Genomic DNA, 12,549 nt, shown 5'->3' on the forward strand with positions numbered 1-12,549 from the left:
ACGCTAAAGTTTCCGCCAAGGAACGGGGCGCAGACCCCGGAAAGCGAGGCAGAGATGGCATTCCCCGAGCGGTTCACGAACCTGCCGGACTACGCGTTCCCGCGCCTGCGGGCGCTGCTGGCGGAGATCACCCCCGGGCTGGCCCCCGGCGAGGCCCCGATGATTCTGACGATCGGAGAGCCGCGCCACCCGATGCCCGGCTTCGTGGCCGATGTCATGGCCGCCAGCATCGGCCAGCTGTCCAAGTATCCCCCGAACGAGGGCACCCCCGAGCTGCTGGCCGCGATCGGCGGCTGGCTGGACCGCCGCTATGGTCTGGACGTGGCGCCGGGGCGGCTGATGGTGCTGAACGGCACGCGCGAGGGGCTGTTCAACGCGGCACTTGCGCTGTGCCCCGAACGGAAGGACGGCCAGCGCCCCGCCATCCTGATCCCCAATCCCTTCTACCAGGTCTATGCGGTGGCCGCCGCCGCCGTGGGCGCCGACCCGGTCTTTGTCGCGGCCACGCCCGACACCGGCAACCTGCCCGATTACGGCGCGCTGGACCCGGCGCTGCTGGACCGGGTGGGGCTGGCCTATCTGTGCTCGCCCGCCAATCCGCAGGGCGCGGTGGCGGACGTGGCCTATCTGGAGGCGCTGGTCGCGCTGGCCGAGCGGCATGATTTCCTGATCCTGGCCGACGAATGCTATTCCGAGATCTGGCGCGACGCCCCGCCGCCCGGCGCCCTGCAGGTGGCGACCGCGATGGGCCTGCCCGACCGGGTGGTCATGTTCAACTCGCTGTCCAAGCGGTCGAACCTGCCCGGACTGCGGTCGGGCTTTGCGGCGGGCGGTGCGGCCCAGATCGCCCGGATGCGCCAGCTGCGCAACTATGCGGGCGCGCCCCTGCCGCTGCCCGTGCAGCGCGTCAGCGAGGCGGCCTGGGCCGACGAGGATCACGTCGCGGCCAGCCTGGCGCTGTACCAGCAGAAATACCGCATCGCGGACGAGGTGCTGGGCGACATCCCCGGCTACCGGTCCCCCCAGGGCGGGTTCTTCCTGTGGCTGCCGGTCGCGGATGGCGAGGCCGCCGCGCGGCGGCTGTGGGCGCAGGCGGGCATCCAGGTGCTGCCCGGCGCCTACCTGTCGCGCGAGGTGGACGGGATCAATCCGGGGGCGGGCTTCGTGCGCGTGGCGCTGGTCGCGGATGCGGCGCAGACCCGCGACGCCCTGACGCGCCTGCGCGCGGTTCTTTACGACGACACGGCGGAGGGCTGAGACCATGGCAAGCTGGCAGGCGAAACATCGCGATCCGCTGTTCGACCAATCGACCCAGGCCGCGCTGGAACGGCGCGGGAAAGAGGCCCTCGGCGCGGCGCTGATCGTGCTGGGCATCGTCATCGCCCTGATGCTGGGCAGCTGGACGCCCGACGATCCCAGCTTCGGCTCGGCCACGGATGCGCCCGCGCAGAACATGCTGGGCGGGTTCGGGGCCATCGTCGCCTCGGCGCTGATCATGATCGCGGGCTATGGGGCCTGGGTGCTGGTCGTCGCGGCCTGGGTCTGGGGCCTGCGCCTGATGCTGCACAAGGGCGAGGACCGCCTGATGCGCGGCATCTTCACCCCCGTCGCGGTGGTGCTGGTGTCGGTCTATGCCAGCACCTTGGTGCCGGGGCCGGGCTGGCAGCAGAACTATGGCCTGGGCGGCCATTTCGGCGACATGGTGATGGGCGCGATGCTGAACCTGCTGCCGATGAAGGTGCAGCTGGGCATCCGCATCGCCGCGCTGCTGGCCGCCATCGCCGTGATCGCCGCCGGGGCCTTCGTGCTGGGCTTCGATCGGGCCGAACTGACCGGACTGTGGACGCGCTTCCGCAGCGGCCTGACCCTGGCCGCGCAGGGGACCGCGCTGGCCGGATCGCAGGCTGCGGGTGCCGTTCGCCGGCTGCGCCAGCCGCGCGAGGACCGCCCCGCCCGCGCCAAGGAGACCACCGTCATCTCGCCCGCCCGCCGCCGCGCGGCGCCCGCCCCCGACTTCCAGCTGGAGGAGGAGATGCCCGAGCCCGAGCTGATCGAGCGCGACGCCGATTACGACGGCGACGCCCCCTCCGAGGCCGAGGTGCGGGGTCGCATCAGCGACGCGATCCGCTCCAGCACGGCGAAATCCTCGGTGCTGAAGGCGGTGGCCTCGCGGCTGGTGCAGGGCGGCGGCACGGCCCCGACCTCGCCCGAACTGATGCCCGAGCCCGAGGAGGCGCCCGTCGATCCGCGCCCCTTCGGCGCCGAGACGCCACGCCAGATCATCGCGCCGGCCCGCAAGCCCGAGCCCTCGCGGATGGCCCGGGCCGAGGCCGAGCCCACGCTGCGCTTCGAGGAGGGCGGCTCGGGCTATGAACGCCCGCCGCTCTCGCTGCTGTCGGCACCCTCCGAGACCGACGTGGTGCCGGTGTCCCACGAGGCGCTGATGGAGAACGCCCGCATGCTGGAGGCGGTGCTGGACGATTACGGCGTCAAGGGCCAGATCACCGAGGTCCGCCCCGGTCCGGTCGTGACGCTGTACGAGCTGGAACCCGCACCGGGCCTCAAGGCCAGCCGGGTGATCGGTCTGGCCGACGACATCGCCCGGTCGATGTCGGCCCTGTCGGCGCGCGTCAGCACGGTGCCGGGCCGCACCGTGATCGGGATCGAGCTGCCCAATGCGCGGCGCGAGAAGGTCCTGCTGCGCGAGATCTTCGCCAGCCGTGCCTTCGGCAACGGCACGCAGCCGCTGCCCTTGGCGCTTGGCAAGGATATTGGCGGCGATCCGGTCGTGGCGAACCTGGCCAAGATGCCCCACCTGCTGATCGCGGGCACCACCGGGTCGGGCAAGTCGGTGGCGATCAACACGATGATCCTGAGCCTGCTCTACAAGCTGACGCCGGACGAATGCCGGCTGATCATGATCGACCCCAAGATGCTGGAGCTGTCCGTCTATGACGGCATCCCGCATCTGCTGTCCCCGGTCGTCACCGATCCCAAGAAGGCCGTCGTGGCGCTGAAATGGGTCGTCGGAGAGATGGAGGACCGCTATCGCAAGATGTCCAAGATGGGTGTCCGCAACATCGAGGGCTACAACGGCCGCGTCACCGAGGCCCTGCGCAAGGGCGAGATGTTCAAGCGCACCGTGCAGACCGGCTTCGACGAGGACACCGGCGACGCGATCTGGGAGACCGAGGAATTCCAGCCCGAGACCTTCCCCTATATCGTCGTGGTCGTGGACGAGATGGCCGACCTGATGATGGTCGCGGGGAAAGAGATCGAGGCCTGCATCCAGCGTCTGGCGCAGATGGCGCGCGCCTCGGGCATCCACCTGATCATGGCGACGCAGCGCCCCTCGGTCGATGTCATCACCGGCACGATCAAGGCGAACTTCCCGACCCGGGTCAGCTTTCAGGTCACCTCGAAGATCGACAGCCGCACCATCCTGGGCGAGCAGGGGGCTGAGCAGCTGCTGGGCCAGGGCGACATGCTGTACATGGGCAACGGCGCGCGCATCACCCGCATCCACGGCCCCTTCGTCAGCGACGAGGAGGTCGAGGAGATCGTGACCCACCTCAAGTCCTTCGGACCGCCCAGCTACAAGTCGGGCGTCGTCGAGGGAGTCGAGGATGACAAGGCCGACGACATCGACGCGGTGCTGGGCCTGGGCGGTGAGGGCGGCGACGATGCGCTGTACGATCAGGCGGTGATGATCGTGGCCAAGGACCGCAAGTGTTCCACCAGCTACATCCAGCGCAAGCTGGCCATCGGCTACAACAAGGCCGCGCGGCTGGTCGAGCAGATGGAGGAGCAGGGCGTCGTGTCAGGCGCCAACCATGTGGGCAAGCGCGAGGTGCTGGTGCCCGAGGTCTGATCCTCTGGCACGCGGCGGGGGATCTTTCCGACGATGACGATCTGGCACCTGCATCTGCTGAACGCGCGCAACGCCCTGACCGGGGTGATGCCCCAGATCCGCGCCACCGCCCGCGCGGCCGTGGCCCTGGCGGCGGGGCATGTCGATCTGCCGCGCTTCGATCTGATCGTCCGGGCGGCGGAGCAGCCTCTGCCCGACAGCGGCATGGTCGGGCGGGTGACCGGGCCGGGGGTGATCGAGGTCACCCTGACGCCCGGACGGTTCCAGCCCGACGCCCTGCGGCGCCTGCTGCTGCGCGAGATGGTCCATCTGCTGCGCGGCGACCGGCCCGGGGGGATCCCGTCCTTGGGAGAGGCCGTGGTCAGCGAGGGCCTGGCCGCGCAGTTCGCCCAAGTGGTGCTGGGCGGCGAGGCCGATCCGCGCGACGCGATGCGCCCCGCCCAAGGCTCGCTGCGGCAGGCGGCGAACCTGTGGGCGCGGCGGGATTACGATCATGACGAATGGTTTTCCGGGCGCGGCCGGAGGCGGAGGGGAACAGGGCAGGGCATCGGCCACCGCCTGATCGCCGAGCATCTGGCCCATGCGCCCGGCGAGGATGTCCTGACCCTGCTGCTGGCCACCGCCGACAGCTTCCGCCCCGCCCTGCGCCGGTTGCTGGCGACCGAGGGGATCGAGGCGCCGGAGGAGGACGGGGCTGACGAGAGCGCGGCAGGTGACGAACCTGCCGATACGGTTCCGGGCGCGGAGGTCAGCGGGGAGGACACCCTGCCCCAGGGCAGGACCGGGGAGGAGCCTTCCGTCAGGGACGGTGTCGGGGAGGACAGGCCGGTTGCGTCCGGCGAGGCCGGGGGGCCAGCCCCGTCGCCGGCCGATCCTCGGACCAGTGGCGGACCAGCCGGCGACCCCCGGGATATTTGACGACCGAAGGAGGACAAGCCGGTCTGTCAGGCCGGATGTGGGGTCCTTGGGCTGTCGACCTTGGGTGTCAGGTCCGGCGGGGCAGGACGGCGAAGATCAGCCCGAGGGCCAGGCCGGTCACGGCGCCTCCCAGATGCGCCTCCCACGCGATGGAGGGCATCAGCAGCGTCAGGGCGACGTTCAGGCCAAGGATCATCGCCACCGCCCGCACCAGCGGCGCCATCGAGCGGCGGCGGCGGCGCAGGGTGATCGCGGCATGGCCCACCAGCGCCGCAGCCAGGCCGAAGACCGCGCCCGAGGCGCCGACCATCGGCCCGGCCTGCGGCTGCATCAGCGCAAAGACCGCCCCGGCGCCGATCTGGCTGGCCAGATAGGTCAAGGCCATCCGGCCCGTTCCCATCATGCGCGTCAGCTCGCGCCCCACGGCGGCCAGCGAGATCATGTTCATCGCCAGATGCAGCAGGCCCGCATGCAGCAGGCCATAGGTGAGAAACATCACCGCCCCCTGCCAGGGATAGAGGCCGGAGGCGCCCCAGAGGAGCGGCGACCAGAAGCCGCCCAGCATGAAGCTGGCCGCGCGGGCGCTGCCCAGGCCCAGAAGCGGAGCGGCCAGCAAGGCAGCCTCGACCAGGCAGCAGGCAAGGATGACGGCGCGCAGCCAGAGAGGCAGGCGCAGGGGGCCTTGGCCAAGGCGGTGAGGGGCGGTGTCCGGGCCGGTGCGCTCTGGGCCGGTGGGCGGGACGAAACGGGTCTGCGCGCGCGGGATGGGCGGGATCGCGACCGGGCGGTCGGGGTCAGCCATGCGCGGGTCGGCCGGGGGCGGCGGAGCGGGGCCCGAGGCGCCCGGCGCGGGGGTCAGTCATCGGCGCGGATCTGGCGGGCCTCGTCGATCAGCATGATCGGGATGCCCGAGCGGATCGGGAAGGCCAGCCCCGCGGCGCGCGAGACCAGCTCCTGCGCGGCGGCGTCGTAATGAAGCGGGCCGTGGGTCACCGGGCAGACCAGCGCCTCGATCATGTGGCGATCAAAGGTGGGGGCGGAGACGGGCAGGGTGGAGTCGGTCATTGCAGTCGTTCCTCGTTCTCGCCGCCATGCAGGGCGAACTCGACCAGCCCGACCAGCAGCTCGCGCCGGTCCGACAGGGTGGGGGATTCCAGCAGGGCCTGCTTGTCGCCGGTCGAGAAGGGCAGCATCATCGACAGCGAGTTGATGAGCAGCTCGTCCTCGGCCCCGGCGGCGGCGTCCCAATCGGTGGACAGGTCCTGCGTCTCCATGTAGCGGCCCAGCAGCGCGAACAGCGCCTTGCGGTCCAGCCCCGGATCCTGTTCCGCCCCGCCCAGATCCCGCACGAACGACGTCCAGTCGATCTGCGCCCGCAGATAGGGAGCGAATCCCTCCTCGACCTCGAGCAGGCGAAAGCGCGAGACGGCGCCGAGCGAGATCATCATCCGCCCGTCATCGGTCTCGGAGAACGCCACCACCCGCCCCGCGCAGCCGATGGCCGACAGACCGTCGCCCTCGGGCTGGATCATGCCGATCAGGCGATGCTCGGTCTTCAGCGCGTCCTCCAGCATCTGCAGGTAGCGCGGCTCGAAGATGTGCAGCGGGATGCGGGCGCGCGGCATCAGCACCGCGCCCGGCAGGGGGAACAGGGGGATGCGGTCGGGCAGGTCGAAGCGGCGCGTCATGGCGTCATGCGAAGATCAGCGAGGACAACCGGCGGCGCCCCTTCTGGCCGATCGGATCGTTGGGCTTGAGGCTGTCGAAGATCGTGATCAGCTGGGCCTTCGCGGCGCCCTCGTTCCAGTCGCGGTCGCGGCGGAAGCTGTCCAGAAGGATGTCGATGGCCTCTTCCAGGCGGCCCGCGGCATGCAGGGCCTGCGCGTATTCCAGCCGCGCCTGCTGGTCGGCGGGGTCGGCCTCGACCCGGGCCTGCAGGTCGTCCAGCGGGCCCGCGGTGGCGGCCTGCTGGGCCAGCTGCAGCTGGGCGCGGGCGGCCTCGACGGGGCCCGCCTGCGCGACCGGCGCCGGCACCTGCTGCAGGGTCGAGGCGGCGGCGGCGGTGTCGCCCGCCGCCAGATGGGCGCGGATCAGGCCGCCCCAGGCCTCGGGGCTTTCGGGCATCTCGCCGATGATGGCGGTGAAGGTCTCGATCGCGTCGGCGGCCTCGCCGTCCTCGATCATCTGATCGGCAGCGGCCAGCGCGTCGCCCAGGCCCCCGTCATCACCGGACATGGCGGCAAGCTTGTCGACGAACTGCTTGATCTGGCTGGCGGGCAGCGCGCCCTGGAAGGCGTCGACCGGCTGGCCCTTGAAAAAGGCGAAGACCGTGGGGACCGACTGCACGCGCAGCTGCCCGGCGATCATCTGGTTCTGGTCCACATCAACCTTGGCCATGCGGACGCGGCCCTTGTGGCGGGCCACCTCGGCCTCCAGCGCGGGGCCGAGCGTCTTGCAGGGCCCGCACCAGGGCGCCCAGAAGTCGACGATGACGGGCACCTCCATCGAGGCTTCCACGACCTCGGCCATGAAGGTCGCCTCGGTCACGTCCTTGATGAAGTCTTCGGTCTTGGGCGCCTGGGCCCCGTCGAAAAGCATGGTCATCTTTGCCCCGGGTGATTGGGTTGAAAACGGTTCGGCACAATATGGGGCGTCGGGCCGGTGAACAAAAGGGCGGAATGTGCGTTGCGCCGCCACTGACCTCACGCGGGCGTGAGGCGAGGGGACCGTCACGAGGGGGCACGCCATGACGCAGACGACCGGGATCACCGAAGAGAAACGGGCGCTGCCGCCCCTGCCGCTGGCCCTGCTTCCGATCGTGCTGACGCTGGGACTGCTGGCGATCCAGCTGTTCTGGTACGGCGACTTCACGCCGCATATCCCGCTGGTCCTGGGGCTGGCGATCACCAGCCTGCTGGGCGTGCTGCGCGGGCAGAAGTGGATGGACATCCGCGAGGGGGTCTTTCACGTCATCCACGTGTCGATGCCGTCGCTGTCGGTGCTGATCGTGGTGGGAATGATCATCGGCGTCTGGATCTCGTCCGGGACCGTGCCGACGCTGATCTATTACGGGCTGACGATCCTCAATCCGCAGATCTTCCTGGTGGCGGCGATGATCCTCTGCGCGGTCGTGTCGCTGTCCCTGGGGACCAGCTGGGGCACGGTGGGCACGGTGGGCGTCGCGCTGATGGGCATCGGCGCGGGCTTCGGCATCCCGACCTACTGGACCGCCGGCGCGGTCGTGTCGGGGGCGTTCTTCGGCGACAAGGTGTCGCCCCTGTCGGACACGACGAACCTGGCGCCGGCCGTGACCGGGGTGAACGTCTTCGATCACATCAAGAACATGCTGCCCACGACCGTGCCCGCCATGCTGATCGCGCTGACGATCTATGCGGTGGCCGGATACGGGCTGATCACCCCGGCCGAGACCAGCTTCGGGCGCATCGAGGCGATCACCGACACACTGTCCGCGCAGTTCAGCCTGGGGCTGGTGCCGCTGATTCCGGCGCTGGTCGTCGTGGTGCTGGCAGTGACGCGGCGCCCGCCGCTGCCCTCGCTCTTCTCGGGCGTGCTTCTGGGCGGGCTGGTCGCGATCTTCTGGCAGGGCGAGGGGCTGCACGACGTCTTCACCTATGCCCAGTCCGGCTATGCGATCGAGACCGGCGTCGAGGACATCGACAGCCTGCTGAACGCGGGCGGCATTCAGTCGATGATGTGGACCATCTCGCTGATGCTGATCGCCTTGGGTTTCGGCGGCGCGCTGGAGCGCACCGGCTGCCTGGAGGCGATCATCAACGCCATCATCGGCCGCGTCAAAAGCTTTGCCGCCGTGCAGAGCAGCGCCATCGCCACGGCCTTCGCCACGAATGTGGTGGCGGGCGACCCCTATATCTCGATCGCGCTGCCGGGGCGGATGTATGCGCCCCTGTATCGCGGGATGGGCTATTCGACGCTGAACCTGTCGCGCGCGGTCGAGGAGGGGGGCACGCTGATGTCGCCGCTGATCCCGTGGAACGCGGGCGGCGCCTTCGTCATCACCGCGCTGTCGCTGGGGGTGATGGACGGCAACCTGACGAACCTTCTCTATATCCCGCTGGCCTTCGCCTGCTGGACGGCGCCGCTGATCGGCATCCTCTATGCGGTCACCGGCTGGTTCTCGCCCCGCGCGACCGACACCGAGCGCGGCGAGTGGGATCGCCAGGACGAGGACGTGCTGGACCTGGGCGATCATGCCTTGGGCGGCGACACCCCCGGCTAGAGGTCGAAGCTGGCCAGCACCGGCACGTGGTCGCTGGGCTGGTCCCAGCCCCGCACCGGGCGCAGGATGCGGCTGGAATGGGCGGCGGCGGCAATGTCGGCGCTGGCCCAGATATGGTCCAGCCGGCGGCCCTTGTCGGCGGCGTCCCAGTCCTTGGCGCGATAGCTCCACCAGCTGTAGAGCAGCCCCGAGGGGATGTCCTGGCGCGTCACGTCGACCCAGTTCCCGGCCTCCTGTGCGGCCAGCAGATGCTCGACCTCAATGGGGGAATGGCTGACGATCTTCAGCAATTGCTTGTGCGACCAGACGTCATCCTCGCGCGGGGCGATGTTCAGGTCGCCCACCAGGATCGACCTTTGCGGGCGGTCGGCATGGAAGACGTCGCGCATCTCGGAGACGAAATCCAGCTTCTGCCCGAACTTCTCGTTGACGGTCCGGTCGGGAATGTCGCCGCCTGCGGGCACATACATGTTGTGGATGACCACGCCGTTCTCCAGCCGGGCCGAGACGTGGCGGGCATGGCCCAGGCGCGCATAGTCGCGGTCCCCGGCATCCTCCAGCGGCAGGCGGGACAGGATCGCGACGCCGTTGTAGCCCTTCTGCCCGCGCGCGACGACATGGGTATAGCCCAGCTCGGCGAAGCGGGTCAGCGGGATCTTGTCGACCGGCGCCTTGCATTCCTGCAGGCACAGGATGTCGGGGGCCTCGTCCTGCAGGAACCGCGCGACCAGACCCTCGCGCAGGCGGACCGAGTTGATGTTCCAGGTGGCGATGGTGAACATGGGCGGGCTCCTTTTCGGCGCGGACCCTAGCGGCGCGCCCGGGGGCTGTCGAGCATCGGGGTGGGCGCACAGGGCGTGCACCGGATGTGCACAGGTCGGACACAGGGCGTGCACCGGCGGGGCCGCGCCGGGGCGGGGGGCGCTGCAGGGTTGTTTTGCGTCACGATCGCGTTATTGCTTTGCGCAAGATCGATCCTGCAGGAGGGAAGACGCATGAAACTGACCATCGACGAGGCGCTGACTCGCGGCGGCACGGGCACCTTCCAATGGCGGCTTCTGGGCATCTTCGGCCTCGTGTGGGCGGCGGATGCGATGCAGGTGATCGCGGTGGGCTTCGCCGCGCCCTCGGTCGCCGTCAGCTTCGGGGTGGAACGCGTGACCGCGCTGCAGATCGGCACGGTGTTCTTCCTGGGCATGTTCCTGGGCGCCTTCGTCTTCGGCCGGGTGGCCGACCGGATCGGGCGCAAATGGGTGCTGGTGGGCACGGTGGCCATGGACGCGATCTTCGGCCTGGCCTCGGTCATGGCGGGGGATTTCACCTGGCTGTTGATCCTGCGCTTCCTGACCGGGGTCGCGGTCGGCGGCACGCTGCCCGTCGACTATGCGATGATGGCCGAGTTCCTGCCGCCCAAGAACCGGGGCCGCTGGCTGGTCTGGCTGGAGGGGTTCTGGGCGGTGGGCACCATCGTCGTGGCGCTGACGGCCTGGGCCGCCGCCAGCTTCGGGGCCGCGGCACCGTGGCGCTGGATCTTCCTGGTGGCCGCCCTGCCGGCGCTGATCGGCTTCGGCCTGCGGTTCTGGATCCCGGAATCGCCCATGTACCTGGTCCGCAAGGGCCGCCAGATCGAGGCGCGGTCGGTCATCGACCGGGTGTTGCGCGTCAATGGCGCCCCGCCCCTGCCGGCGGACGCGCATCTGATCTCGACCCCCGTGCCCGCGGGCGCGGCGCGGTCGATCCTGGACGCGCCCCTGCGCCGCACCACAATCGGCGTGCTGGCGGTGTGGTTCCTGGTGTCGCTGTCCTATTACGGCGTCTTCGTCTGGGTGCCGGGGCAGCTGGCGACCGAGGGCTTCGGCTTCGTGCGCGGCTATGGGTTCCTGGTGATCCTGGCCTTGGCGCAGATCCCCGGCTATGCGCTGGCCGCCTGGGGGGTCGAGGCCTTGGGGCGCAAGCCCACGCTGACCGGGTTCCTGATCCTCAGCGCGGCGGGCTGCGGGCTGTTCGCCGTGGCCACCGGCCCGGTGCTGGTCGCAACCGCCCTGATCGTCATGAGCTTTGCGCTGCTGGGCACCTGGGGCGCGCTCTATGCGCTGACGCCGGAACTGTATCCCACGCATCTGCGCGGCACCGGCATGGGCACGGCGGGCGCGATGGCGCGGCTGGGCGGCATCCTGGCGCCCAGCCTGCTGGCGGTGGTCTTTGCGCGCGGCTTCGGCCTGGCGATCGGCAGCTTCGCCGTCCTGCTGCTGCTGGCCGCCGTGGCGCTGATGCTGGTCCGGGTCGAGACGCGCGACCGTGCCATCGGCTGAGGTCCGGCACGGGACCGACGGTCGGCACCAAGGAACAACGGGCGGCGGCTGTCCGTTGCCCCGACATATCACGGAAAGGAGCCCCCATGGGTCAACTGGTCGAAGGCGTCTGGAAGGACGAATGGTACGACACCGACAGCACCGGCGGTGAGTTCAAGCGCGACACCTCGAAGTTCCGCAACTGGGTGACCGCCGATGGCCGCGCCGGTCCCACGGGCGAGGGCGGCTTTGCGGCGGCCAGCGGGCGCTATCATCTGTATGTCAGCCATGCCTGCCCCTGGGCGCATCGTACGATGATCTTCCGCGCCCTGAAGGGGCTGGAGGAGCATGTCGAGGTCTCGGTCGTGCATCCCGAGATGCTGAAGGAGGGCTGGGAGTTCCGCACCGATTTCGACGGCGTGACCGGCGACCGGCAGTTCGGGCTGGACTATCTGCGGCAGGTCTATCTGAAGACCGACCCAAAGATGTCGGGCCGGGTCACGGTGCCGATCCTGTGGGACCGCGAGACGGGCCGGATCGTGTCCAACGAAAGCGCCGACATCATCCGCATGTTCAACAGCGCCTTCGACGAGGTCACCGGCAACCGCGACGACTACTGGCCCGAGGCCCTGCGCGACCGCATCGCCGAGGTCAACGACCGGGTCTATGACACGGTCAACAACGGCGTCTACAAGGCGGGCTTCGCCACCAGCCAGGAGGCCTATGACAAGGCTGTCCACCCGCTGTTCGACAGCTTGGACTGGATCGAAGGGCTGCTGGCCGATCATCGCTACCTGACCGGCGACCGGATCACCGAGGCCGACTGGCGGCTGTTCACCACCATCCTGCGCTTCGATGCCGTTTATCACACGCATTTCAAGTGCAACCTGCAGCGGGTGATCGACTATCCGAACCTATGGGCTTGGGCGCGCGAGCTGTATCAATGGCCGGGCGTGGCGGGCACCGTGCATGCCGACCATTTCACGCGGCACTATTACTTCAGCCACGACATGATCAACCCGAACCGGATCATCCCCATCGGCCCCCGGATCGATTGGACCGAGCCGCACAACCGGGGCTGACATGAAAAAACCCCCGGCGCGGAGGGGGGCGCGCCGGGGGCATCAGAGAGGAGGGAGAAGAGTGTGGCCGCATCCTCCGACCACTGGGCTTCGGGGATAAAACGCCGCATCCCCGCCCCGGTTCCCGCG

At 69.7% G+C, this 12,549-nt stretch carries 11 protein-coding genes; 6 read left to right on the forward strand and 5 right to left on the reverse strand.

Translation table 11 applies throughout. From position 1 onward, the window contains the following. Positions 1-54 precede the first annotated feature (54 nt). The 3 genes from E4191_RS00325 to E4191_RS00335 are packed head-to-tail and all read left to right on the forward strand — an operon-like array spanning position 55 to position 4,789. Positions 55-1,257: an aminotransferase class I/II-fold pyridoxal phosphate-dependent enzyme gene (locus tag E4191_RS00325; RefSeq protein WP_135311636.1), complete on the forward strand. Its 1,203-nt coding sequence runs from the start codon at positions 55-57 to the stop codon at positions 1,255-1,257. Positions 1,258-1,261: 4 nt separating this feature from the next. Further along, complete coding sequence (locus tag E4191_RS00330; RefSeq protein ID WP_135311637.1) at positions 1,262-3,871, forward strand: DNA translocase FtsK; 2,610 nt, start codon at positions 1,262-1,264, stop codon at positions 3,869-3,871. Positions 3,872-3,904: 33 nt separating this feature from the next. Beyond that, positions 3,905-4,789 (forward strand): DUF2268 domain-containing putative Zn-dependent protease, encoded by an 885-nt coding sequence (locus E4191_RS00335; RefSeq protein WP_135311638.1) that lies wholly within the window; start codon positions 3,905-3,907, stop codon positions 4,787-4,789. Between the two features lie 67 nt (positions 4,790-4,856). Here the strand turns inward: E4191_RS00335 and E4191_RS00340 are convergent, their stop codons facing one another. From E4191_RS00340 to E4191_RS00355, 4 genes are read right to left on the reverse strand one after another with little or no spacing between them, the layout of a single operon-like run. Continuing rightward, positions 4,857-5,591 carry a rhomboid family intramembrane serine protease gene (locus tag E4191_RS00340; protein WP_135311639.1) on the reverse strand — a complete coding sequence of 245 codons (735 nt, stop codon included), beginning with the start codon at positions 5,589-5,591 and terminating at the stop codon, positions 4,857-4,859. Positions 5,592-5,644: 53 nt separating this feature from the next. Further along, positions 5,645-5,854, reverse strand: coding sequence for a Trm112 family protein (locus E4191_RS00345; RefSeq protein ID WP_135311640.1), 210 nt, complete (start codon positions 5,852-5,854; stop codon positions 5,645-5,647). Further along, the gene (locus tag E4191_RS00350) at positions 5,851-6,477 is read right to left on the reverse strand and encodes an LON peptidase substrate-binding domain-containing protein (RefSeq protein WP_135311641.1); all 627 of its coding nucleotides are present in this window, start codon (positions 6,475-6,477) and stop codon (positions 5,851-5,853) included. Before E4191_RS00350 ends, E4191_RS00345 begins: the two co-directional genes overlap by 4 nt. A gap of 4 nt (positions 6,478-6,481) precedes the next feature. Then, positions 6,482-7,387 (reverse strand): tetratricopeptide repeat protein, encoded by a 906-nt coding sequence (locus tag E4191_RS00355; protein WP_407947071.1) that lies wholly within the window; start codon positions 7,385-7,387, stop codon positions 6,482-6,484. Positions 7,388-7,535: 148 nt separating this feature from the next. On the opposite strand from E4191_RS00355, the gene nhaC reads away from it, so the two are divergent. Next, positions 7,536-9,047 (forward strand): Na+/H+ antiporter NhaC, encoded by a 1,512-nt coding sequence (nhaC, locus tag E4191_RS00360; RefSeq protein ID WP_135311643.1) that lies wholly within the window; start codon positions 7,536-7,538, stop codon positions 9,045-9,047. Here the strand turns inward: nhaC and E4191_RS00365 are convergent. Next, positions 9,044-9,829 carry an exodeoxyribonuclease III gene (locus E4191_RS00365; protein ID WP_135311644.1) on the reverse strand — a complete coding sequence of 262 codons (786 nt, stop codon included), beginning with the start codon at positions 9,827-9,829 and terminating at the stop codon, positions 9,044-9,046. The two genes, nhaC and E4191_RS00365, sit on opposite strands and share 4 nt — an antisense overlap. Positions 9,830-10,042: 213 nt before the next feature. On the opposite strand from E4191_RS00365, the gene E4191_RS00370 reads away from it, so the two are divergent. After that, positions 10,043-11,359: an MFS transporter gene (locus E4191_RS00370; RefSeq protein ID WP_135311645.1), complete on the forward strand. Its 1,317-nt coding sequence runs from the start codon at positions 10,043-10,045 to the stop codon at positions 11,357-11,359. Between the two features lie 86 nt (positions 11,360-11,445). Next, positions 11,446-12,420 carry a glutathione S-transferase family protein gene (locus E4191_RS00375; RefSeq protein WP_135311646.1) on the forward strand — a complete coding sequence of 325 codons (975 nt, stop codon included), beginning with the start codon at positions 11,446-11,448 and terminating at the stop codon, positions 12,418-12,420. Positions 12,421-12,549 lie beyond the last annotated feature (129 nt).

The organism is Paracoccus liaowanqingii, assembly GCF_004683865.2.
In the GTDB taxonomy this organism is placed as follows: Bacteria; Pseudomonadota; Alphaproteobacteria; order Rhodobacterales; family Rhodobacteraceae; genus Paracoccus; species Paracoccus liaowanqingii.